This window comes from Oryzihumus sp. (assembly GCF_054325275.1).
Genome location: NZ_JBTCWL010000061.1, coordinates 1 through 22,834 on the forward strand (window position 1 = coordinate 1; position 22,834 = coordinate 22,834).

General features: G+C 72.3%; 20 protein-coding genes. 11 read left to right on the top strand and 9 right to left on the bottom strand.

Annotation, left to right across the window (positions count from 1 at the left end; all coding sequences use genetic code 11):
- From ACXVGS_RS14770 to ACXVGS_RS14780, 3 genes are all read right to left on the bottom strand, one after another.
- Positions 1-1,206, bottom strand: a 1,206-nt coding sequence (locus tag ACXVGS_RS14770) for an AMP-binding protein (RefSeq protein ID WP_458537107.1), incomplete at its 3' end; no start/stop codon positions are given.
- The gene (gene paaI, locus ACXVGS_RS14775) at positions 1,203-1,619 is read right to left on the bottom strand and encodes a hydroxyphenylacetyl-CoA thioesterase PaaI (RefSeq protein ID WP_458537108.1); all 417 of its coding nucleotides are present in this window, start codon (positions 1,617-1,619) and stop codon (positions 1,203-1,205) included. The genes paaI and ACXVGS_RS14770, both read right to left, overlap by 4 nt.
- Positions 1,616-2,818, bottom strand: a complete 1,203-nt coding sequence (locus ACXVGS_RS14780) for a 3-hydroxyacyl-CoA dehydrogenase NAD-binding domain-containing protein (RefSeq protein ID WP_458530222.1) — start codon at positions 2,816-2,818, stop codon at positions 1,616-1,618. Before ACXVGS_RS14780 ends, paaI begins: the two co-directional genes overlap by 4 nt.
- A 57-nt stretch (positions 2,819-2,875) precedes the next feature.
- Between ACXVGS_RS14780 and paaN the strand changes: the two genes are divergently transcribed.
- Positions 2,876-4,573, top strand: coding sequence for a phenylacetic acid degradation protein PaaN (paaN, locus tag ACXVGS_RS14785; protein ID WP_458532739.1), 1,698 nt, complete (start codon positions 2,876-2,878; stop codon positions 4,571-4,573).
- A gap of 83 nt (positions 4,574-4,656) precedes the next feature.
- Here the strand turns inward: paaN and ACXVGS_RS14790 are convergent, their stop codons facing one another.
- Together ACXVGS_RS14790 and ACXVGS_RS14795 are read right to left on the bottom strand one after the other, a co-directional pair.
- Positions 4,657-5,685 (bottom strand): hypothetical protein, encoded by a 1,029-nt coding sequence (locus ACXVGS_RS14790; protein WP_458537109.1) that lies wholly within the window; start codon positions 5,683-5,685, stop codon positions 4,657-4,659.
- Between the two features lie 183 nt (positions 5,686-5,868).
- Complete coding sequence (locus ACXVGS_RS14795) at positions 5,869-6,258, bottom strand: phage holin family protein (protein ID WP_458530225.1); 390 nt, start codon at positions 6,256-6,258, stop codon at positions 5,869-5,871.
- A 122-nt stretch (positions 6,259-6,380) separates the two neighbouring features.
- Between ACXVGS_RS14795 and hisC the strand changes: the two genes are divergently transcribed.
- The 5 genes from hisC to ACXVGS_RS14820 all read left to right on the top strand — a co-directional run bounded on the left by hisC (position 6,381) and on the right by ACXVGS_RS14820 (position 12,210).
- Positions 6,381-7,475: a histidinol-phosphate transaminase gene (gene hisC / locus ACXVGS_RS14800; RefSeq protein ID WP_458530226.1), complete on the top strand. Its 1,095-nt coding sequence runs from the start codon at positions 6,381-6,383 to the stop codon at positions 7,473-7,475.
- A gap of 167 nt (positions 7,476-7,642) precedes the next feature.
- Positions 7,643-8,245: a hypothetical protein gene (locus ACXVGS_RS14805; RefSeq protein ID WP_458530227.1), complete on the top strand. Its 603-nt coding sequence runs from the start codon at positions 7,643-7,645 to the stop codon at positions 8,243-8,245.
- A 282-nt stretch (positions 8,246-8,527) separates the two neighbouring features.
- Complete coding sequence (gene pdhA / locus ACXVGS_RS14810) at positions 8,528-9,736, top strand: pyruvate dehydrogenase (acetyl-transferring) E1 component subunit alpha (protein WP_414695726.1); 1,209 nt, start codon at positions 8,528-8,530, stop codon at positions 9,734-9,736.
- A gap of 2 nt (positions 9,737-9,738) precedes the next feature.
- Complete coding sequence (locus ACXVGS_RS14815) at positions 9,739-10,716, top strand: alpha-ketoacid dehydrogenase subunit beta (protein ID WP_458530228.1); 978 nt, start codon at positions 9,739-9,741, stop codon at positions 10,714-10,716.
- 18 nt (positions 10,717-10,734) lie between these two features.
- Positions 10,735-12,210 (top strand): dihydrolipoamide acetyltransferase family protein, encoded by a 1,476-nt coding sequence (locus ACXVGS_RS14820; RefSeq protein ID WP_458537110.1) that lies wholly within the window; start codon positions 10,735-10,737, stop codon positions 12,208-12,210.
- An 89-nt stretch (positions 12,211-12,299) separates the two neighbouring features.
- Here ACXVGS_RS14820 and ACXVGS_RS14825 read toward each other — a convergent pair whose 3' ends face one another.
- The 3 genes from ACXVGS_RS14825 to ACXVGS_RS14835 all read right to left on the bottom strand — a co-directional run bounded on the left by ACXVGS_RS14825 (position 12,300) and on the right by ACXVGS_RS14835 (position 15,508).
- A complete protein-coding gene (locus ACXVGS_RS14825) occupies positions 12,300-14,015 on the bottom strand; it encodes an MDR family MFS transporter (protein ID WP_458532527.1) in 1,716 nt (571 codons plus the stop codon).
- Positions 14,015-14,521 (bottom strand): MarR family winged helix-turn-helix transcriptional regulator, encoded by a 507-nt coding sequence (locus ACXVGS_RS14830; protein WP_458530231.1) that lies wholly within the window; start codon positions 14,519-14,521, stop codon positions 14,015-14,017. Before ACXVGS_RS14830 ends, ACXVGS_RS14825 begins: the two co-directional genes overlap by 1 nt.
- Positions 14,522-14,644: 123 nt before the next feature.
- The gene (locus ACXVGS_RS14835; protein ID WP_458532526.1) at positions 14,645-15,508 is read right to left on the bottom strand and encodes a maleylpyruvate isomerase family mycothiol-dependent enzyme; all 864 of its coding nucleotides are present in this window, start codon (positions 15,506-15,508) and stop codon (positions 14,645-14,647) included.
- Between the two features lie 27 nt (positions 15,509-15,535).
- Between ACXVGS_RS14835 and ACXVGS_RS14840 the strand changes: the two genes are divergently transcribed.
- The 4 genes from ACXVGS_RS14840 to ACXVGS_RS14855 all read left to right on the top strand — a co-directional run bounded on the left by ACXVGS_RS14840 (position 15,536) and on the right by ACXVGS_RS14855 (position 20,821).
- A complete protein-coding gene (locus tag ACXVGS_RS14840) occupies positions 15,536-17,635 on the top strand; it encodes a cytochrome c oxidase assembly protein (RefSeq protein ID WP_458536348.1) in 2,100 nt (699 codons plus the stop codon).
- A gap of 1 nt (position 17,636) precedes the next feature.
- Complete coding sequence (locus ACXVGS_RS14845; protein ID WP_458530234.1) at positions 17,637-18,464, top strand: nitrilase-related carbon-nitrogen hydrolase; 828 nt, start codon at positions 17,637-17,639, stop codon at positions 18,462-18,464.
- Positions 18,461-20,305, top strand: coding sequence for an NHL domain-containing thioredoxin family protein (locus tag ACXVGS_RS14850; protein WP_458536349.1), 1,845 nt, complete (start codon positions 18,461-18,463; stop codon positions 20,303-20,305). The genes ACXVGS_RS14845 and ACXVGS_RS14850 overlap by 4 nt, the downstream gene beginning before the upstream one ends.
- A gap of 75 nt (positions 20,306-20,380) precedes the next feature.
- Positions 20,381-20,821 carry an SRPBCC family protein gene (locus ACXVGS_RS14855; protein ID WP_458530236.1) on the top strand — a complete coding sequence of 147 codons (441 nt, stop codon included), beginning with the start codon at positions 20,381-20,383 and terminating at the stop codon, positions 20,819-20,821.
- A gap of 3 nt (positions 20,822-20,824) precedes the next feature.
- Here ACXVGS_RS14855 and ACXVGS_RS14860 read toward each other — a convergent pair whose 3' ends face one another.
- A complete protein-coding gene (locus ACXVGS_RS14860; protein WP_458532524.1) occupies positions 20,825-22,429 on the bottom strand; it encodes a phytoene desaturase family protein in 1,605 nt (534 codons plus the stop codon).
- A 138-nt stretch (positions 22,430-22,567) separates the two neighbouring features.
- Between ACXVGS_RS14860 and ACXVGS_RS14865 the strand changes: the two genes are divergently transcribed.
- A complete protein-coding gene (locus tag ACXVGS_RS14865) occupies positions 22,568-22,798 on the top strand; it encodes a DUF6458 family protein (protein WP_458537111.1) in 231 nt (76 codons plus the stop codon).
- Positions 22,799-22,834 lie beyond the last annotated feature (36 nt).

Genomic DNA, 22,834 nt, shown 5'->3' on the forward strand with positions numbered 1-22,834 from the left:
GTGGTGCTGCACCTCGCGGGCGACGGCCTCGCGGTCCAGGTCGCCGGCGTCGGGGGCGGCCTCGACGTTGACGGTCAGCTCGTCGAGCCGGCCGGGCCGGGTGAGCACGCACTGGAAGTACGGCGACAGCCCCGGGACCGACAGCACGATCTCCTCGACCTGCGTGGGGAAGACGTTGACCCCCCGCACGATCATCATGTCGTCGGTGCGCCCGGTGACCTTCTCCATCCGGCGGAACCCCGGCCGCGCGGTGCCCGGCAGCAGCCGGGTCAGGTCGCGGGTGCGGTAGCGCAGCACCGGCATCGCCTGCTTGGTCAGGGAGGTGAAGACCAGCTCGCCGACCTGCCCGTCCTCGACCGGCTCGTCGGTCAGCGGGTTGACCACCTCGGGGTAGAAGTGGTCCTCCCAGATGTGCAGGCCGTCCTTGGTCTCGACGCACTCCTGCGCCACGCCCGGGCCCATCACCTCCGAGAGGCCGAAGATGTCCACCGCGTGCATCCCGGCCCGCTGCTGGATCTCCTGGCGCATCGCCTCGGTCCACGGCTCGGCGCCGAACACCCCGATCTCCAGGGAGGACTCGCGCGGGTCGATGCCGACGCGCTCCATCTCGTCGAGGATGGACAGGAAGTAGGAGGGGGTCACCATGATCACGCGTGGACGGAAGTCGGTGATGAGCTGCACCTGCTTCTCGGTCTGCCCGCCCGACATGGGGATCACGGTGCAGCCCAGGGCCTCCGCGCCGTAGTGGGCACCGAGGCCGCCGGTGAACAGCCCGTAACCGTAGGCCACGTGCACGGCATCGCCCGGCCGGGCCCCGGCGGCGCGCAGCGAGCGGGCCACGATGGCCGACCAGGTGCGGATGTCGCCGGCGGTGTAGCCCACGACGGTCGGCTTGCCGGCGGTGCCGCTGGAGGCGTGGATGCGCGAGACCTGGGCCCGCGGCACCGCGAACATGCCGAACGGGTAGTTGGCGCGCAGGTCGGCCTTGGTCGTGAACGGCAGGTGCCGCACGTCTTCGAGGGCCGTGACCTCCGACGGGTGGAACCCCTTGTCGTCCAGCGCCTTCCGGTAATGGGGCACGTTGTCGTAGGCGTGCTGCACGGTCCACTGCAGCCGGGTCAGCTGGGTGGCGCGCAGCTCGTCGATGCTCCAGTGCTCGGCCTCGTCGAGCAGGTCCGGGCGGGCCGAGATGGGGGGAAGGCTCATCTGTGCTCCTGGCTGCGCAGCGACCGCGAGCGGCCGCGGAACTCCGCGATGGTCGACCCGTCCGACTCCCGGGTGACGGTGACGTCGGTGATGCCACTGCGCCCGTATGCCGTGCGCTGGGTCGCGTCCGCGACGAGCACGTCGCCGCGTCGTGCGGGGGCGACAAAGGTGATGTCGGCCCCGGCGGCGACGGTCAGCGCGCCGCGGGAGTTGCAGGCCAGGGCAAAGGCGGAGTCGGCGAGGGTGAAGATGAACCCGCCGTGGGCGATGTCGTGCCCGTTGACCATCGCGTCTGTGACGGCCATCCGCACCCGGGCCCGGTCCACGGCGATCTCCAGCGCCTCCATCCCCAGTGCGCGCGAGGCGTCGTCGTCCTCCCACATGCGCTGCACGTGGGTCAGGTCGGCGCTCACGCCCGGACCGCCGCGGCCAGGGCGGGGCTGAGCCGGTAGCGCCCGCCGGGGAAGGCGACCTCCAGCTCGCGCAGCTGGTCCGCGATGACGTCCAGGCCGACCTCGTGGCCCCAGGCGACCGGTCCCTTCGGGTAGTTGGTGCCCAGCCGCATCGCGGTGTCGACGTCCTCGGCGGTGGCCTCGCCGCGGTCGACCAGGTCGAGCGCCTCGTTGACCAGCATCGCCACGGTGCGGGCCACCGGGTTGGTGACCACCGGCCCGGTCGCGAGCTGGTGGGCCAGGGCTTCGTCCGGTGCGGCGTCGAGCGGCTGCCCGGACGCGTCATACCGGAACACACCGCGGCCGCTCTTGCGGCCGAGCCGTCCCTCGGCGACGAGCCGGCGCTGGTATCCGGTGGGCTCGTAGCGCGGGTCCCGGCCGGTCTGCTCCCACACGCTGGTGCCGACGGCGAGGTTGACGTCCTGGCCGATGAGGTCGGTCAGCTCCATCGGGCCCATCCGGAAGCCCGCGTGCTCGCGCAGGGCGAGGTCGATGGTGGCCGGGTCGGCGACACCGGCCTCGACCATGCGCTGGGCCTCGCCGTAGAAGGGGCGGGCCACCCGGTTGACGATGAAGCCCGGGGTGGAGGTGCACCGCACCGGCGTCTTGCCCCAGGCGCGGACGAGCTCGGTGGCGCGCGCGAGGGTGTCCTCGTCGGTGGCCTCGCCGTGCACGACCTCGACCAGGCGCATCAGCGGCGGCGGGTTGAAGAAGTGCAGGCCGAGCACCCGGCCGGGGTGGTCCAGGCCGGCGGCGATGGCGCTGACGTCGAGGCTGGAGGTGTTCGTCGCCAGCAGGGTGTCGGCCGGCTGGTGCGCGGCGAGCTCGGCGAAGAGCGCCCGCTTGTCGGCCAGGTCCTCCCGGACCGCCTCGATGACCAGGGTGCAGGCGGGCAGGTCCGCGGGCCGGTCGACGACGTGCAGGTTGGCGGTCGCGGAGGCAGCATGGTCCTGAGTGGTCTTCCCTCGGTCGGCGAGGCGCTGCAGCGTGGCGGCGAGCCGGTCGCGGGCAGCCGCCGCGGCTCCGTCCACGGCGTCGACGAGGTGCACCGGGTGCCCGGCCTGGGCGGCGACCTGGGCGATGCCCGAGCCCATCGCACCGGCCCCGACGACGGCGACGGGAGCATGCGGGACGGCGGTCTGGCGGGCCGGCGAAGACATGTGACACATATTTGCAGGTTTGTCGTTGTTGTGTAAGACCGTGGTTAGGATTGGGCCGTGACGCACACCCCGCACCCGCTGTCCGAGAAGCACGCGCAGACGCTGGCGGAGGCCCGCGCCGCGCTGGCCGCGCGCAGCTTCTACTCGCGCTTCCCCGAGTCCCCCTCGCCGCGTGTGTACGGCGAGGACGCGGCCTCGCACGGCCGGTCCGCCTTCGAGGGGCTGCTGGGGGAGGACTTCCCCGGCCTGGGCGACCAGCCGACCGACGGTTCTTTCGCCGGGAGCGAGGTCTCGCCCTACGGGCCGCGGCTGCGGGTGCGCTACCCGCGCCTGGACGTCGACGCGGCGGTCGCGGCGGCCCAGGCGGCGATGCCGGCCTGGCGTGACGCCGGCCCGCTGAACCGCGCCGCGGTCTGCGTCGAGGTCGTCGACGCGATCAACAAGCGCTCGTTCGAGATCGCCAACGCCGTCATGCACACGACCGGTCAGCCGTTCGTCATGGCGTTCCAGGCTGCCGGGCCGCACGCGCAGGACCGTGCCCTGGAGTCGGTCGTCGCCGCGCTCGTGGAGCAGGAGCGCGTGCCGGAGTCGGTGGTCTGGGAAAAGCCCGCCAAGGACGCGCCGATCCGGATGCAGAAGGACTACCGCATCGTGCCGCGCGGCATCGCGCTGGTGATCGGCTGCAACACCTTCCCGACGTGGAACGGCTACCCGGGGATGTTCGCCTCGCTGGCCACGGGCAACCCCGTCATCGTCAAGCCGCACCCGCGTGCGGTTCTGCCGCTGGCTCTGAGCGTTGCCGTCGCCCGGTCGGTGCTGCGCGACGCCGGCTTCGACCCGGCGCTGGTGCAGCTCGCCGCCGAGGACGACGGCGAGGGCCTGGCCCGCGAGCTCGCCGAGCGCCCCGAGGTCGCGGTCATCGACTACACCGGCGGCCCCGGCTTCGGCGCCTGGCTGGAGCGTGAGGCGGCCGGCTCGGGCAAGCTCGTCTACACCGAGAAGGCGGGGGTCAACTCGATCGTCGTCGACTCGACCGACAACCTGCGCGGGGTGCTGGGCAACCTGGCGTTCTCGCTGACGCTCTACTCGGGGCAGATGTGCACCACGCCGCAGAACATCTACGTCCCGCGCGAGGGCATCGACACCGACGAGGGGCACCTGTCCTTCGCCGACTTCGGCGAGCGCCTCGGCGGGGCGATCGGCCGGCTCACTGGCGACGACGCCAAGGCGGTCGAGCTGCTCGGCGCCACCGTGAACGAGGACGTGCGGGCGCGGGCCGGTGCCCTGGAGGCGCTCGCCTCGCGGGTCGGCGGCTCGCTGGTGCTCGACTCCCGTTCGGTGACCCACCCCACCTACCCCGACGCGGTGGTGCGCACCCCCGGACTGGTGGCGGTCGACGTCGCCGACGACACGGCATACACGCAGGAGTGCTTCGGCCCGGTCACCTTCCTCATCGCGACCGACTCCACGGAGCAGTCGCTGGAGCGGATGCGTGACACGATCCGCGAGCACGGCGCGATGACGGCGGCGGTCTACTCCACCTCGGAGAAGGTGCTCGACCAGGCGCGCGACGCGGCGGCCGACGCGGGCGTGGCGCTGTCGGAGAACCTCACCGGGCAGGTGTTCGTCAACCAGACGGCGGCGTTCAGCGACTACCACGGCACGGGCGCCAACCCGGCGGCCAACGCGGCCTACGTGGATGCGGCCTTCGTCGCCAACCGCTTCCGCGTGGTCACCTCCCGCCGCCACATCTAGGTCCGCCCCGCCCTACCCCACTCCTTCCCAACCGAACACGCCTTAGCCCGCGTTTCGCGCCGTATCCGCGGCGCAAACGCGGGCTAAGTCGTGTCCTCTCGGCTGTCGGGGGGCCTCAACGAGCCGGTGAAGCGCCTCAGGTCGCCACGCGCGCGGGCCGCCCGGACCCTGCTGGCCACGCGTTCGGGGTCCTGTCGTATCTCGGCGAAGTCCCAGCGCACGACCTCCAGACCGAGGGAGCGCAGGGCATCCTCGCGTCGCTTCTCCGCGAGCACGCGATCGACGACGGTCCCCTGCGTCGCGGACAGGCCGTCCGATCCGGGGAGTCCGTACTTGCCCCTGCCGTCAGCCTCGGCCACGGTCCCGTCCCCGATCCATATGCCGTCCACCCGCGCAACACAGTCCCCCCAGGCGTCGAAGATGTCCACCTGAGGGGTCGGAAGGCCGATCCCCAAAGCGTCCAGCTCGCAGAAGGAGAACGACTCGAGCCAGGTCTCCCGCCGCGGGTCGACCAGCTCCAGCGCCTCTCGTGCGCGGGGCCGGCCACGCCATCTCCACTGCGACGCGATCACCGACTCGACCTCGGAGAGAGAGGTGGCCCCTGCCCTCACAGCGGCATCGGCCACGGCCACCGCCCTGGAGGACCGCATGCTGCGGAGGCAGTCGGCCACGATCCGGGCGGGAGCCAGGGTGGTCAGGGTGTCCACCTGCACCGCCTCGTTCACGACGGAGTCGCTGTGGTGCAAGATGACCCGGCCCTCACGGCGGGAGCGGGGCTCGACATGGAGGGCCGTCAGGTGGATCGGGCTGTCGCGGTGGATCAGGACCGGCCGTTCCCAGGCGACGGCTCCAGTCTCGTGGCTGAGCGCATGGCCGGGGTGCGCCAGCAGCGCAGCCCGCGCCAGGGACAGGTGACGGCGCCGCTCGGCTGCCCACGGTGCCTCGTCATCACGCGGCCCGACGCCCTGCCGGAAGACTCCCCGCTGGATGCGCATGATGGTCCCCCGGCGGACGAGGTGCTCGAGGACCGCCTGGCTCAGTCCGACCCCGAACGCCTCCCGGCTGGTGAACGCGGACGGCAAGAGCGAGAGGGCAGCTGAGGCATCGAGCATGCCCCGAGGCTCGGCGCCCGTCGGCGTGTGAGCCACGTCCGATGGCGGCCCTGTGGATCGTGGGACCAGGCGCGGACCCCTTGTGGACATCGACCGAACACGCCTCAGCCCGCGTTCTCGGCCTCGGCCGGGGCCGAAACGCGGGCCAAGCGGTGTTCGGTCGGGGGAGGACGCAGGCGCGCGTCAGCGGTTGTCGTCGGGGAGGACGATGCCCAGCACGATGCTGACGATGCTGACGATGACGGCACCGAGGATGGCGTCCCAGAAGAAGTGGTCGACGTGGAAGGCGAGGTTCAGCCCGCCGGCGACCCACGAGGTCAGCTGCAGCATGAGCGCGTTGACCACGATCGTGAACAGCCCCAGCGTCAGGATGATGAAGGGGAAGGAGAAGAACTTCGCCACCGGCTTGATCACGGCGTTGATGAGCCCGAAGACGATCGCGACGAGCAGGACCGAGAGCAGACGCTTGCCGAGCGGCTCGTTCTCGTCGGCCAGGTGGATGCCGAAGACCAGGAACGCCGCGACCCAGAGCGCGACGCCGTTGACGAGGACCTTGATCGCGATCGACTTCATGAGGGTCATGGTGGCACGCGGGCCTGCGGTTGCCGCTGATTCCCGGTAACGGGAGGATTGCGGCGAAAGCCACATAGCGGCCCCACTCGGCGGGAACCCTTCAATGGCAATAGGGTTCCGCCATGACGGACGCCAAGGCCGTAGTGCGGTTGCGCCATGCCCTCGACGCGGTGCCGGCCTACAAGCCGGGCAAGCCAGCGGCGGCGCGCGACGGGGTCACGACCTACAAGATCAGCAGCAACGAGAACCCCTACCCGCCGCTGCCCAGCGTCCTGGCGGTCGTCGAGAAGGCAGCCGCCCAGATGAACCGCTACCCCGACATGGCGGTCACGGACCTGACCCAGGCCCTGGCCAACCACCTCGGCGTCCCGGTCGAGCACATCGCCACCGGCACCGGCAGCGTCGGCGTCCTGGGCCAGCTCATCCAGGCGACCTGCGACCCCGGCGACGAGGTCGTCTACGCCTGGCGCTCCTTCGAGGCCTACCCGATCGTCGTCGCCCTCGCCGGCGCCACCTCGGTCCAGGTCCCGCTCGACGAGCACGCCCGCCACGACCTCGACGCGATGGCGGCGGCGGTCACCGACCGCACGCGCGTGATCCTCGTGTGCACCCCGAACAACCCCACCGGCCCGGTCGTCCACCAGGCCGAGCTCGACGCGTTCCTCGACAAGGTCCCCGAGCACGTCCTCGTCGTCATCGACGAGGCCTACCTCGAGTTCGTCCGCGACGGCCAGGCCCCGGACGCCATCGCGACCTACGAGGAGCGCCACAACGTCGCCGTCCTGCGCACCTTCAGCAAGGCCTACGGCCTCGCCGGCCTCCGGGTCGGGTATGCCGTGGCGCACGAGCCGGTGGCCCAGGCCTTGCGCAAGACCGCAGTTCCGTTCGGCGTCAGCACGATCGCGCAGCAGGCGGCCATCGCCAGCCTCGCGGCCTGGGACGAGCTGGCGGAGCGGGTCGACGCGCTGGTCGCCGAACGGGAACGGGTCGTCGCGGAGCTGCGGCACCAGGGCTGGCCGGTCCCCGACACCGAGGCGAACTTCGTCTGGCTCCCCCTGGGGTCCGACACCGAGGCGTTCGCCCGGGCCGCCGACGGCGCCGGCCTGGTGGTGCGCCCGTTCAGCGGTGAGGGTGCCCGGTGCACCATCGCCGAGACCGAGGCGAACGACCGCCTGCTGGAGGTCGCCCGCTCGTTCCTGGCCGCCCGGACCTTCTAGGCGGCCGTCCACACCACACCGGAGCACTGCCCGCGTCCCGCCGTGTGCCCATAGCACTGCGGTCGTGGTTCGCCAACACCCATACGACTGAGGAGTGACTAGTCATGTCGGGGGATATCACCCGCACCCGCTCGACTCACAAGGGTCGTCATCGTCAGAGTTCGATCGTGACGAGCAAGCGATCCGGCAACCGGTTGACGCGCTCCGGCGCCCTGGGCGCATCCGTCTGGGCCCCCACCGTCGGCTTCGCGACGCTGGGCATGGCCACGGTGGCCGCGGTGACCATGGTCGGCCTCGAGCAGGGGCCAGACCACGAGCCCCACCCTGGTGCGCTGGGGACCGTGAACAACGAGTCCCTCCCGGTGACGCGGACGCCGGCCGACACGCCCGCGGCCACGCAGGCGCAGCCGGCCAAGCCGGCCAGGCTGCACACCAGGAACGTGAGCCTGGAGACGAAGGTCGCCGACGCCTCCTCGACGCTTCAGGCGCGCACCGCCAGTGTCCGCGTCACGACGGCCAAGGTGACCAAGGTGGTCACGAAGTCCGTGCCCAAGGTCAACCCGGCGCCGGCCCCGGTCCCCAAAGGAGGCACGACGCCGCCGAAGTCGGGCGGCGACGGTTCCGGGGGCAGCTCCGGCGGAGGCTCCGGCGCCCCGGCGCCAGCCCCTGCACCGGCACCCGCGCCCCAGCAGCCCGTGATCGGCGTGAACCTGCCCACGGGCACGGGCACCTCGGTCAACGTCGGTGGTCTCATCCACCTCGGTCTCTGAGGCCGAAGGAGATCGAACCCCGACGTCAAGGGCCGGTCCGGCCCGGCCCTGGCCACGGTCAGGGTGAGGTCCGGACCGGCCCTTTCCGTGTCCGCAGTTTGGAAGACCACGTCCCCATGCCGGTAGCGTGTGCACCGCTAGGCCTGTGAGCGCCGCCACATGCGTGCGTGACCGTCCCCCGCCGTGGACAGCAAGCCCCGGGCGGAGACCCCGCCCACGTCCGCGGCCCAGAGCCGAGCCGGTCAGCCAACCGCTGCACCGGATCGCGAAGAAGGAGAGCCTGTGAGCGACATCGACGTCGCCTCGAGTGCCGGTGCCGAGGGCACCGAGCACATCGACGAAGCCGCCGTGGCGGCGCTGACCGCCCCTGTTCCCGAGACGATCGGTGACGGCGGACCCGAGCTGGTCCAGCTGCTCACCCCCGAAGGTGAGCGGGTCGACCACCCCGACTACTCGGCATACGTCGCCGACCTCGACGCGGACGACCTGCGCGGCTTCTACCGCGACCTGGTCCTCGTGCGCCGCGTCGACGCCGAGGCGACCGCGTTGCAACGCCAGGGCGAGCTGGGCATCTGGGCCAGCCTGCTCGGCCAGGAAGCCGCCCAGGTCGGCTCCGGCCGCGCGCTGCGTCCGCAGGACTATGCGTTCCCGACCTACCGCGAGCACGGCGTCGCGTGGTGCCGCGGGGTCAACCCGCTGAACCTGCTGGGCCTCTTCCGTGGCGTCAACCACGGCGGCTGGGACCCGGACGAGAAGAACTTCCACCTCTACACGATCGTCATCGGCGCGCAGACGCTGCACGCGACCGGCTACGCGATGGGCATCCAGCGCGACGGTGCCGTCGGCACCGGCGACGCCGACCGTGACGCGGCCGTCGTGGCCTACTTCGGCGACGGGGCGACCAGCCAGGGCGACGTCAACGAGGCGTTCGTCTACGCGGCGGTCAACAACGCGCCGGTGGTCTTCTTCTGCCAGAACAACCAGTGGGCCATCTCCGAGCCCAACGACCGCCAGACGCGTATCCCGCTCTACCAGCGGGCGCGCGGCTTCGGCTTCCCGGGCGTGCGGGTGGACGGCAACGACGTCCTCGCCGTCTACGCCGTCACCAAGGCCGCCATGGACGCTGCCCGCAGCGGCCAGGGCCCGATGCTCATCGAGGCGTTCACCTACCGCATGGGTGCCCACACCACCTCGGACGACCCGACGAAGTACCGCGTCTCCGCCGAGGTCGAGGTCTGGAAGCACCGCGACCCGATCGCCCGCCTCAAGGCCTACCTGACCGCTCACGCGATGGCCGACACCGAGTTCTTCGACGCCGTCGACCGTGAGGCCGACGAGCTCGCGGCGACCGTCCGCGAGGGCTGCCTGACCATGCCCGACCCCGAGCCGCTGTCGATGTTCGACCACATCTACGTCGAGGAGCACCCGGTCGTCGAGGCCGAGCGCGCCGAGTTCGCGGCCTACCACGCCAGCTTCGAGGGAGGCCACTGAGCATGAGCACCCTGACCATCGCCAAGGGCATCAACAACGGCCTGCGCCGCTCCATGGAGCGCGACGACAAGGTCATCCTCATGGGTGAGGACATCGGCAAGCTCGGTGGCGTCTTCCGCGTCACCGACGGGCTGCAGAAGGACTTCGGCGAGGACCGTGTCATCGACACCCCGCTGGCCGAGTCCGGCATCATCGGCACCGCGGTCGGCCTGGCCCTGCGCGGCTACCGCCCGGTCTGCGAGATGCAGTTCGACGGCTTCGTCTACCCCGCCTTCGACCAGATCGTCAGCCAGGTCGCCAAGATGCGGGCCCGCTCGCTCGGTGCGGTCAAGCTGCCGATCGTCATCCGCATCCCGGTCGGCGGCGGCATCGGCGCCGTGGAGCACCACAGCGAGTCCAACGAGGCCTACTTCGCGCACACCGCCGGCCTGCGGGTCGTCGCCTGCGCCAACCCCGAGGACGCCTACTGGATGATCCAGCAGGCCATCGAGACCGACGACCCGGTCGTCTTCTACGAGCCCAAGCGCCGCTACTGGGACAAGGGCGAGGTCGACGAGGACGGTGCGCCCAAGCTCGGCCTCTATGACGCGCGCGTGGCTCGCGAGGGCGAGCACGTGACCCTCGCGACCTACGGTCCGATGGTGCGCGTCGCGCTGGAGGCGGCCCAGGCCGCCGCCGAGGAGGGCAAGAGCATCGAGGTCGTCGACCTGCGCTCGCTGTCCCCGCTCGACATGGACACCCTCGCGGCGTCGGTGGAGAAGACGGGTCGCCTGGTCGTCACCCACGAGGCCTCGACGTTCCTGGGCATGGGTGCCGAGGTGGCCGCGGAGATCACGCAGCGCTGCTTCTACCACCTGGAGGCGCCGGTCCTGCGGGTCGGCGGCTACAACCTGCCCTACCCGCCGAGCAAGCTCGAGGAAGAGTTCCTGCCCGACCTGGACCGCGTGCTCGACGGTGTCGACCGCGCGCTCGCCTACTGAAGCGGAGGACCGTCCACCATGTCGAGCATCAAGCGCTTCAACCTCCCCGACCCCGGTGAGGGCCTGACCGAGGCCGAGATCGTCACCTGGAAGGTCAAGGCGGGCGACACGGTCAAGGTCAACGACATCATCGTCGAGATCGAGACCGCCAAGTCGCTGGTCGAGCTGCCGGTGCCGTTCGCCGGCACGGTCAGCGAGCTGCTCGTGAGCGAGGGCGAGACGGTCGAGGTCGGCACGCCGATCATCGCCGTCGAGACCGGCCAGGGCGGCACGGCGCCGGTGCAGGACGCGCCGGCCGCCGGTGCGGTCGAGCCGGGCATCGAGGGCAGCCCCGCCCCGAAGCTCGCGGCCGCGGCCGCTGCGGCGGAGGAGCAGATCGAGGAGGGCAAGATCGGTGGCACCACCTCGACCGGTCGCACCGCCGTCCTCGTCGGCTACGGCGTCAAGCAGACCGAGGCCAAGCGGCGGCCGCGCAAGGCCGGCACCACCCCGGCTCCGGCCGCGGCGCCGACCATGACCGCCCAGGCGGCCCCCGCCCCGGCTCCGGCTGGGGTCGCTCCGGCCGCTCCGGCGCGCAGCCTCGGTGAGGCCCGCGCGCTGACCAAGCCGCCGGTGCGCAAGCTGGCCAAGGACCTCGGCATCGACCTGACCCAGGTCACCCCGAGCGGCGAGGGCGGCATCATCACCCGCGCCGACGTCGAGGCCCACGTGGCGGGCGGTTCCACCGCGGTGGAGGCTGCCCCGGCAGCCGCCGCCCCGGCATACCAGGCCCCGGTGTTCGCCCGCTCGGGCGAGCGCGAGACCCGCGTGCCGATCAAGGGTGTGCGCAAGATGACCGCCCAGGCGATGTCGGCCTCGGCGTTCACCGCGCCGCACGTCACCGAGTTCATCACCGTCGACGTGACGCGGACGATGAAGCTGGTCGACCGGCTGCGCGAGGACCGCGAGTTCCGCGACGTCAAGGTCACGCCGTTGCTCATCGTGGCCAAGGCGCTGCTGCTCGCGGCGCGCCGCAACCCCGAGATCAACGCGACGTGGGACGACGCGGCCGGTGAGATCGTCGTCAAGAACTACGTCAACCTCGGCATCGCAGCGGCCACCCCGCGCGGGCTGATCGTGCCCAACATCAAGGACGCCGACCAGATGTCGCTGCGGCAGCTGGCCGACGCCATGGGTGCGCTCGTCGCCACTGCGCGCGAGGGCCGCACGCCCCCGGCCGACATGGCCGGCGGGTCGATCACGATCACCAACGTCGGCGTCTTCGGCGTCGACAACGGCACGCCGATCCTCAACCCGGGTGAGGCCGCGATCCTGTGCTTCGGTGCGGTGCGCGAGATGCCGTGGGTCGTCAAGGGCAAGGTCAAGCCCCGCTGGGTCACCCAGCTCGCGCTGTCCTTCGACCACCGCCTGGTCGACGGCGACCTCGGCTCGCGCTTCCTGGCCGACGTCGCCGCGGTCCTGGAGGACCCGAGCAAGGGCCTCGTCTGGGGCTGAGCACCCTTTTGCAGCAACGCGAAGCGGGCGGTGGGACCTGGTCCCACCGCCCGCTTCGTCGTGTCAGCCGGAGGCTGTGTGCCCTCGCGTCAGTGCGCGATCGGCGGCACCGCGGCGGCAGCCTCGGCGTCCGCGGCGTCGCTCTTGCCCCGCTCGGAGTAGGACGAGCCGCTACGCAGCTCGACGTGCGGGAGGAACCACAGCACGATGAACGCCACGACCATCACGGCAGAGCCGACCAGGAACACCCGGTCCATGGCCTCCGAGAAGCCGACCAGGAACGGCTTGGCGAGGCGCGGGTCGATCTGCTGGATGAACGAGGAGTCGCTCAGCGGGTTGGCCCCCCCGCCCGTGCCGCCGCCGGCCTGCTGGCTCTTCAGCGCGGCGATGACGTTGGCGTTGGCCGCAGGGTTGCCGGTCGGGTTGCGCAGCGCGGCCTGGAAGTCCGGCGTCGGGAAGTAGACCCGGAACGCCTCGGCCAGCTTGAGCGGCACCGAGGAGAACAAGATCGACAGGAACACCGCGGTGCCGATGGTGCCGCCGATCTGGCGGGTGAACGTGGCCGACGAGGTGGCCACGCCGATCTCCCGCGGCGAGACGGCGTTCTGCACGGCCAGGGTCAGCGGCTGCATGTTGAAGCCCAGCCCCAGGCCGAAGACGACCATCAGCACCATGACCTGCCACAGCGGGGTGTCGAAGGCGACGTAGTGGAACATGAACAGGCCGATGACCAGCAGCGCCGAGCCGATGATCGGGAAGTGCCGGTAGCGGCCGGTGCGGGAGATGGCCTGGCCCGAGATGACCGACCCGGACATGATGCCCAGGGTCATCGGGACCAGCATGAGGCCGGCCTGGGTCGGGGTCGCGCCCTTGACGATCTGCAGGTAGAGCGGCAGCGAGACCAGGCCACCGAACATGCCCATGCCGAGGACGACCGAGGCGATGGAGGAGACGCCGACGGTCCGGATGCGGAACAGGTAGATCGGCAGCAGCGCCTCGTGGCCCATGGCCCGCTCGATGAGGAAGAAGGCGATCAGGCCGAGGCCGCCGATGGCGAAGCAGGTGATCGAGCTGCTCGAGCTCCAGCCCCAGTCGCGGCCCTGCTCGGCGACGATGAGCAGCGGGACCAGGCCCACGGTGAGGGTGACGGCGCCCCACCAGTCGATGCGGTGGTCGAGGCGGGTGTGGCGCAGGTGCAGCGTCCGGGCGACGACGAACAGCGCGGCGATGCCGATCGGGACGTTCACGAGGAAGACCCAGCGCCAGCCGGTGATGCCCAGGATGGTGTCGGCACCGGCGAAGAAGCCGCCGATGACCGGGCCGAGGACGCTGGAGGTGCCGAAGACGGCCAGGAAGTATCCCTGGTACTTCGCGCGCTCCCGCGGCGGGACGATGTCACCGATGATCGCCAGGGCCAGCGAGAAGAGGCCACCGGCGCCGAGGCCCTGAACGGCGCGGAACGCGGCGAGCATGGGCATCGAGGTGGCGAAGGCGCACAGCACCGACCCGAGGATGAAGATCGTGATGGCCGTGACGAAGAACTTCTTGCGGCCGTAGATGTCGGAGAGCTTGCCGTACAGCGGCGTGACGATCGTCGAGGTGATCAGGTAGGCCGTGGTCACCCACGCCTGCCCGGCGAGGTCGTTGAGGTCGTCGGCGATGACGCGCATCGCCGAGGCGACGATGGTCTGGTCAAGGGCGGCGAGGAACATGCCCATGAGCAGGCCGACGAGGATGGTCATGATCTGCTTGTGCGTCAGCGCTCCGTCGGTGGCGGTCGCTGGCGCAGGAGTGGCGGACGCCATTACTGCTCCTTGCTGGCTGTGGTGTGGACGCCACTCATGGCGTCGGCGAAGTGCTTGATCATCTGGTCGCGCGAGGACTCCAGGGCCCCCGCGAACCGGTCGAGCTGCGCGGTGAACTGCTCGGCCTCGGTCTCGCTCCAGTCCTGCAGCATGCTGCGGAACCACTCCCCCCGTTGGGTGCGGAGCCGATCGATGAGGGCTGTGCCGGCGGGGGTCAGCGACAGCATCGCCGCCCGCCGGTCGTCCGGGTCGGGAAGCTTCTCGACCAGGTCGTGCTGGGCCAGCATCGAGGCCTGCCGGCTGACCGTGGACACGTCCGAGTGCACGCACTCGGCCAGCGTGGAGACCCGCTTCGGGCCGCTCTCGAGCGTGAACAGCACCGGGTAGGCGGTGGCGTCCACGGCCGGGTGCAGCCGCGGGGCGTGCTGGCGCATGGTGTGGAAGAGCTTCATGACCCGGACCAGGTCTGTGCCGAGCTGGTTGGCGGCCTCATGGCTGATCGCCATCGGACCCCCCTTTGGTGTGGCGAAACTTGCTTGCGGCATACAAGTATCACATGACAGTTGCGTGGCGCAAACAACTAAAAAGGCGTAGACGCGCCTCACCCCGGGCGCGCCGGGGTCGGGACCTCAGTGGGTGACGACGAGGGCCTCGAGCACGCGGCGGGCCATCGCCTCGTCCCCGACCACGGTGTATGCCGTGTCCGCCACCGCGCGCCGCCCGGCGGCGCGGCGGGTGAAGGCGTCTGTCGACATGCTGATGCTGACCGTGGGGCCCTCGAGGTGGGGCACGGACTCGTCGACGTGCTCGCCGGTGAACATCGCGTGCCCGTGCGGCCGGCCGTCGTCACCGGTGTCCACCCGCACCCCGGCCCGCGCCACGACCGGGCCGGTCACGTCGAGGATCACCGTGCTGCCGGGCTCGAGGCCGGCCCGGCGCGCCACCAGCTTGGGCAGCTGGATCAGGGCGGCGTTGACGAACACCGCGGCCGCGGGGGAGTCCAGGTTGCCCGGCCGGTTGAGCGCGGTGCGGATGTCCTGCTCGTGCGCCCAGACGTCGAAGGCCCGCATGAGGGCGACGGTGGCCGCGCGCTCGGGCCCGAACGGCCCGGGGATGATGCTGGAGTCGGTCAGCCCGGGGCTGCGCAGCGTCGCGAGGCGCTGGGGCAGGACGTGCTCGAGCTCGGAGAGCACGTCGTGGCCGCTGCGGCCGCGGCGCACCTCTACCGCGGACTCGACCTTCTGGCCGAGCTCGTTGCGCACGTGCTCGTACGGCGGCACGTCGACCTCGGGGTCGCGGTGTCCCTCCAGCCAGGCCTCGACGCCGGCCACGTGGGAGATCTGGTCCTTGATCGTCCAGCCCGGGCACTCGGTCTCGCGGGCGAAGTCCTCCTCGCTGCACGAGCGGCCGAGGTCGACCACGGCCTGGGCCGTCTGGGCGAACGCCTCGACGAGGCCGTGCAGGTCGGAGGGTGCTGCCGGGTGCATGGGCATGCCGTCACCCTACTTAGGCTGGACCCCATGGCCACCCCGAAGTCCGACCCGCAGACGCCCGCCCGGGCACCGCTGGCGCTCGTCGTCGTCGCGGCGCTCGCGGTCGCCGTCCCCGCGGCGGTCCTCGGTGGCGCCGTGGCCGCGCCCGTGCCCGGGCTGCCCGACCCGGGCGCCCTGGTGCGCTGGGGTGTCGTCCTCGTGCGGGTCGTCCACGACCTCGCGGCCGCCCTGACCGTGGGCCTGCTCGTGCTGGCCGCGTTCATCGTGCCGGAGTCGCACAGCACCTCCCGGCGGCTGACCGCGACCCGCTGGGCGGCCGTGTCCGCGACCGTCTGGGCGGTCACCGGGCTGGTCGGGCTGGTCTTCTCCTTCGCCGACCTGGCCGGTGTGCGGGTCAGTGACCCGGGCTTCGGGGAGGAGCTGCAGACCTTCGTCTTCAGCATCGACGTGCTGCGCGCCGCCGCGATCAGCGTCGGCCTCGTGCTGGTCGTGGCCACCGGTGCGGCGCTGGCCCGGACCCGTGCGGCGATGGTGGCGCTGGCCCTGCTCAGCCTGCTCGCCGTGCTGCCGCTGGCCCTGGCCGGGCACGCGGCCGGGTCCACCGACCACGACACGGCGGTCAACTCCCTGGGGGCGCACCTGGTCGGCGCGGTGCTGTGGGTGGGAGGCCTGCTCGGCCTGGTCGTGCTGCGCCCGCTGCTCGGCAGGGCGCTGCCGGTCAGCGTGCGGCGCTACTCCACCCTGGCGGGCTGGTGCTTCGCCACCGTGGCCGTCTCGGGCGCGCTCAACGCGTGGCTGCGAGTGGGTTCGCTCAGCGGGCTGGCCTCCACCTACGGCGCGCTGGTCATCGGCAAGACCGTGGCGCTGGTGCTGCTCGGCCTGGCCGGCTGGCAGCAGCGGCGCCGGGTCATTGGCCGGCTCGGTGCCGACCCGGCCGCCACCGGGCTCTTCGCCCGCCTCGCCCTCGGCGAGCTGGTGGTCATGGGTGCAGCCTTCGGCCTGGCCACCGCCCTGTCCCGCAGCGCCCCGCCGGTGCCGCAGACCGCGGAGGGCAAGCTCTCGCCCGCCCTGTCCCTCACCGGCTACCCGGCGCCGCCGATGCCCGTGGCCCCGGACGCGTGGCTCACCGTCTGGCGGGTCGAGTGGCTGTGGCTGTCGCTCGCCCTCGTGGCCGTCGGCCTCTACCTCGCGGGCGTGGTCCGGCTGCGCCGCCGCGGTGACCGCTGGCCCCTCGGCCGCACGGTCCTGTGGGTGTCCGGGTGGCTGGTGTTCCTCTACTGCACGCAGGGCGCCCCGATGGTCTACGGGATGGTGCTCTTCTCGGCGCACATGACCTACCACATGGTCGTCTCCATGGCGGTCCCGATCCTGCTGGTGCTGAGCGCCCCGGTGACCCTGGCGCTGCGCGCCCTGCCGGCCCGCCCCGACAAGACCCTCGGGCCCCGCGAGCTGCTGCTGGGACTGGTCCACTCGCGATACCTGAACGTGCTGGGCAACCCGGTCGTCGCGGCGGCGATCTTCTTCGGCAGCCTCGTCCTGTTCTACTTCACGCCGCTGTTCGAGCTGTCCCTGCGGACCCACACCGGGCACGTGCTCATGACCGTGCACTTCCTGCTGGCCGGCTACCTGTTCGCGTGGGTGCTCGTCGGGGTGGACCCCGGGCCGCGGCGGTGGCCGCCGTCGATGCGGCTGCTGGTCCTGTTCGCGACGATCTCGTTCCACGCGTTCTTCGGGGTCGCGCTGACCACGGGCTCCACGCTGCTCGCGCCCGACTTCTTCCACCAGCTGCACCTGCTCGGCGAGGAACAGCTGCTTGCCGACCAGCGCAACGGCGGCGCCATCGCCTGGGCCGTCGGCGAGCTGCCGACCCTCATCCTCGCCCTGCTCGTCGCCGCCGCGTGGGTGCGCTCGGACACCGCCGAGGCCAAGCGCCGCGACCGGCAGGCCGACCGCGATGACGACGCCGAGCTGAAGGCGTACAACGCCCGGCTGGCCGCCGCCAGCGCTGCCAGCGCCGCGCACTCCCGTTCCGCGCGTCCGGGCACCACCGCGACCGCGCCCGAGCCCGCAGCCGAACCCCACCCCGCAGCCGAACCCGACCCCGCAGCCCCGACCCAGGGAGACTGACATGCGCATTGCCGTGATCCAGCTGGCCTACGGCGACGAGGAGAGCGTCGAGCAACGCACCGAGCGGGTCGCCGCCATGGTGCGCGAGCAGGCCGGCCACGACCTGGTCGTCCTGCCGGAGCTGTGGTCGGCCGGCGGGTTCGACTACCCGGCGTGGGAGCAGCGTGCCCAGGCCGTCGACGGCCCGGTCGCGCAGGCCATGGCGGCCGCGGCCCGCGACGCCGGAGTGATGCTCCACGCCGGTTCGATCGTGGAGCGCCCCGCCGACGGCCAGCGCGGCCACGAGGGGAAGGACCTGTGGAACACCTCGCTGGTGTTCGACCGCGAAGGAGACCTCGTCGCGGCATACCGCAAGATCCACCGGTTCGGCTTCGGCGCCGGGGAGCCCAAGCTGATGGAGGCCGGTGACCGGCTGGCCCTCGTGGACGTGCCCGACGGCGCCGGCGGTCCGGCGGCCCGCGCGGCACTGTCCACCTGCTACGACCTGCGCTTCCCCGAGCTCTACCGCGCCCAGGTCGACGCGGGCGCGACGATGTTCGTCATCCCGGCCGCCTGGCCGATGGCCCGGGTCCGGCACTGGACCCTGCTGGCCCACGCCCGCGCGATCGAGGACCAGTGCGTCGTCGTCGCGTGCAACACCGCAGGCACCCACGCCGGGCACGAGATGGGCGGGCACAGCCAGGTGGTCCTTCCCACAGGCGATGTCCTGGCCGTGGCGGGAAGCGCGGAGCAGGTGCTCAGTGTTGAGGTCGACATGACTGTCGTCGACGACTACCGCGAGAGCTTCCCGGTCCTGCGTGACCGCCGACTGCCGTTCCAGCGCGCATGAGCGACACCGCCACCAAGCGCCTGCGCGTCCGCGCCCCCGAGCTCGCCGGCCGCGGCTGGCTGAACACCGGCGGTGCCGACCTGTCCCTGGCCGACCTGCGCGGCAGGGTCGTGGTCCTCGACTTCTGGACGTTCTGCTGCGTCAACTGCCTGCACGTCCTGGACGAGCTGCGCCCGCTGGAGGAGAAGTACGCCGACTCCCTCGTGCTCGTCGGGGTCCACTCGCCCAAGTTCGAGCACGAGGCCGACCCGGACGCCCTGGTCGCCGCCGTCGAGCGGTATGCCGTGCACCACCCGGTCCTCGACGACCCCGAGCTGGTGACGTGGAAGGCCTACACCGCCCGGGCGTGGCCGACCCTCGTGGTCATCGACCCCGAGGGCTACGTCGTCGCGTCGATGTCCGGTGAGGGCCACGCCCACGGGCTGTCCGTGCTCATCGAGGAGCTCATCGAGGAGCACGCCGCCAAGGGCACCCTGCGCCGCGGCGACGCGCCCTACGTGCCGCCGCCGGCGCCCGAGACGGCGCTGCGCTTCCCCGGCAAGGCGGTCACCCTGCCCGACGGGTCGTTCCTCATCTCCGACACCGCCCACCACCAGCTGGTCCACCTCGAGGACGACTTGGTCACGGAGCGGGCGCGGATCGGGTCACGAGCGGTGTTCCAGGAGCCGCAGGGCCTGGCGCTCCTGCCCGCCGAGGTCGCCGCGCGGGTGGGCTACGACGTGGTGGTCGCCGACAGCGTCAACCACCAGGTCAAGGGGGTGCGGCTCGCCGACGGCGCGGTCACCACCCTCGCCGGCACCGGCCGCCAGCTGCGCGAGCGCTCCGGCAGCGGCCCGGCGCTGAAGCAGGACCTGTCGACCCCGTGGGACGTGGCGTGGTTCGCCGACCGGGTCGTCGTGGCGATGGCCGGCGTGCACCAGCTGTGGGCGCTGCACCTGGCCACCGATCCTGCCGAGAACACCGTCGCCGTGCTGGCCGGCACCTCCGCCGAGGGCATCCGGGACGGCGCTGCCGACGAGGCGTGGTTCGCCCAGTCCTCGGGCCTGGCCACCTCCGCCGACGGCAGGCGCGTGTGGGTCGCCGACTCCGAGACCTCGGCGCTGCGCTCGATCTCGTTGACGGACAACGGTTTTGAGGTCGAGACCCACGTCGGGCAGGGCCTGTTCGACTTCGGCCACCGTGACGGCGCCGCCGACCATGCGCTGCTGCAGCACCCGCTCGGCGTGACTGTGCTGCCCGACGGCTCGGTCGCCATCAGCGACACCTACAACGGCGCGATCCGCCGGTTCGACGCGGTCGCGCGCGAGGTCAGCACGCTGGCCGACGGCCTGCGCGAGCCGAGCGACGCGGTCGTCGAGGTCGATGGCGACCAGGCCCGGCTCGTGGTGGTCGAGTCGGCCGCCCACCAGCTGGTCCGGGTGCCGATCCCGGCCGAGGCGCAGGTCGTCGACGGCCTGGCCCGCCAGACCCAGCGGCCGCCCACCGAGCTGTCCGCCGGCGACGTCGAGCTGGTCATCGGCTTCACCCCGCCGACCGGGCAGAAGCTCGACTACCGCTGGGGCGACCCGACCCAGCTCATGGTGTCGAGCTCGCCGGAGGCCTTCCTGCGCGAGGGCGCGGGCACGGCGACCGGGCTGACCCGCACGCTGCACCTGGACCCCGCCGTCGGCAGCGGCATCCTGCACATCTCGGTGCGGGCGGCCGCGTGCGACGGCGACCCGGTCACCGGCGAGGTGCCCGAGCACGCGGCATGCCACCTCTACCAGCAGGACTGGGGCATCCCGGTCGTGCTCGCCGAGGGCGCCGACACCGAGCTGCGGCTGGACCTGCGCGGGGTCTGACCCGGCCGCCGGCAGGCGCGCCGCCGCCGGCAGGGTCAGACTGGCTGGGACCCCGCCATACCCGGAGGTGCCCTCGTGATCACTGTCTCCCGCCACTGCGACGCCAGCCCCGAAGCGGTCTGGGCGGTGGTGGCCGACGGCTGGACCTATGCGGCGTGGGTGGTCGGGGCCTCCCGCATCCGTGCCGTCGACGGCGGCTGGCCGGCACGGGGCTCCCGGATCCACCACTCGGTCGGGTCCTGGCCGCTCGTGCTCAGCGACGAGACGGAGGTGACCCGCGTCGAGCCGGGGCGCCTGGTGCGGCTGCAGGCGAAGACCCGGCCGTTCGGGGAGGCGTTCGTCGAGCTGGAGGTCGAGCCCGACGGTGACGGCAGCCGGCTGACGATGCGCGAGGACGCCACCCACGGCCCGGCCCGGTTCCTGCCGCACCCGCTGCGCCAGCTCGCCCTCGCCCCGCGCAACGCCGAGACGCTGCACCGCCTCGCCCTCATCGCCGAGGGCCACGAGCGCGACTGAGGTCTAGGGCGCGCCCTGTATGCCGTGCAGCGCGGCCAGTGCGAGCCGTCGCCGCGGTGCGCCCCACCACCGGTTGTCGGCCAGGGCGCACCGGGCGGCCAGGTAGCCGCAGGCCCCGTGCACGCCACCTCCGGGGTGGGTCGCGGCGCTGCCGAGGTAGAGGCCCTCGATGGCGGTGCGTGGACCACCCAGGCCGGTGACCGGCCGGAACACCAGCTGCTGGGACAGCTGCTGCGTGCCACCGCCGACCGCGCCCTGCCCGAGGTTGGCGTCCTGCGCGTGCAGCTCGCCGGGGCGCTGCACCCAGCGGTCCCTCACCAGGTCCTGCCACCCGGGGGCGTAGCGGTCCATCATCGCCTCGGTCAACCCGGCCACCACGTCGGCGCTGGCGTCGTCGTGGACCCCCCGCGGCAGGTGGGTGTAGACCCACAGGGCCTCCGTGCCCTCGGGTGAGCGGGTCGGGTCGATCGTCGACATCTGGCCGACCAGCGCGAAGGGCTGCTCCGGCACGCGACCACCGCCGAGGTCGGCGGACCACCGGACCAGGCCGGGCAGGCCGGCCCCGACGTGCACCACACCGGCGCCGCGGGCCGCCGAGGCCGTCCATGGCACCGGGGCGGAGAGGCGGTAGTTCAGCTTCACCGTGGGCAGGTCCCACTGGAACCGGCGGCGCAGGTCGTCGCGCACGCGGCGCGGCACCACCGACTCCGGCAGGAGCTGCTCGTAGAGCGCCGGGGCGCTCGTGTCGGCGACGACGGCCCGACGGGCGCGCACCCACCGGCCGCTCGCGGTGGTCACCGCACCCGCCCGGCCGCCGCGCACGTCGATGCCGGTGACCGTCTCGCCGAGCTCGATCCGTGCCCCGCAGCGACGGGCCCGTTCGGCCAGGGCCTCGGCGAGACGGCCGGAACCGCCCACGGGAGAGGGGAACCCGACGTCCTGGGCGAGCATGCTCATGAGCCAGCCGAAGACACCGCTACCGGCGGAGTCCGGCGGGATGTCCGCGTGCATGGCGTTGCCGGCGAGCAGCTCACGCCCGCGTTGGCCGGCGAACAGCTCCTCGCCCATCCGCGCCACCGGCAGCGTCAGGAAGCGGACGAACCGCGGCAGCTCGCGACCAAGCGCACCGGCCAGTCGGGCGCCCGGCCCCACCGGGGGCCACCGGGTGAGCAGGGCCTCGAGGAACGGCCCCTTGACCCGGTCGTAGTCCCGCACCAGCTGCAGCCAGGCGTCGCCGTCGGCGGGGTGCTCGCGCGCCAGCCAGGCCGCGGTCCGTGCCGGGTCCTGGTGCAGCAGCGCGCCCTCGGTGTCCTCCGGCGCCCCCACGTGGGCCAGCACCCGCTCCGAGCGGGCCCACTGCAGCCCGACCTCGTCGAGCGCCAGCGCCTGCAGCACGGGGGAGGCTGCGGCGAGGGGGTGGCAGGCGCTGAACTCGTCCATGACCCAGCCGTCACGCACCACCGACGCGACCGCGCCGCCGACCCGGTCGCGGGCCTCGAGCACCAGCACGTCCCACCCCGCGTCGGCGAGGACGGCGGCCGTCACCAGGCCGTGGTGGCCGGCGCCGATGACGACGGCGTCGACGCTCTCGTTGCGGGTGGCGGGCACCCGCCCATCCTGTCCCACCCGGGCCGTCCCTGCCCGGGCTCGGCGCACATCCCCCACCGCGGGCGGCTCCCGGCGTAGGGTCCGAGCACCGACACGCGCCCGGGCAATCCGCTCCGGGCCCGGGTGAAGGAGGACTGCATGGGCATCGGTCTCGGGATCTTCCTGCTGGTCGTGGGAGCCATCGTCACGTTCGCGATCCCGCAGGACTTCATGTCCGGGGTGAACCTCGACCTGATCGGCTGGATCCTCATGGGGGCAGGCGCCCTCGCCGTCATCCTCGCGCTGGTGATGAACCAGCAACGCGCCAACACCTCGCACACCGCCGTGGTCGAGCACCGCGACACCGGTGTGCCGCCGGAAGACCGCTGACCGCACCACCTCGCGTATGCCGTGGGGGCGGCTCCC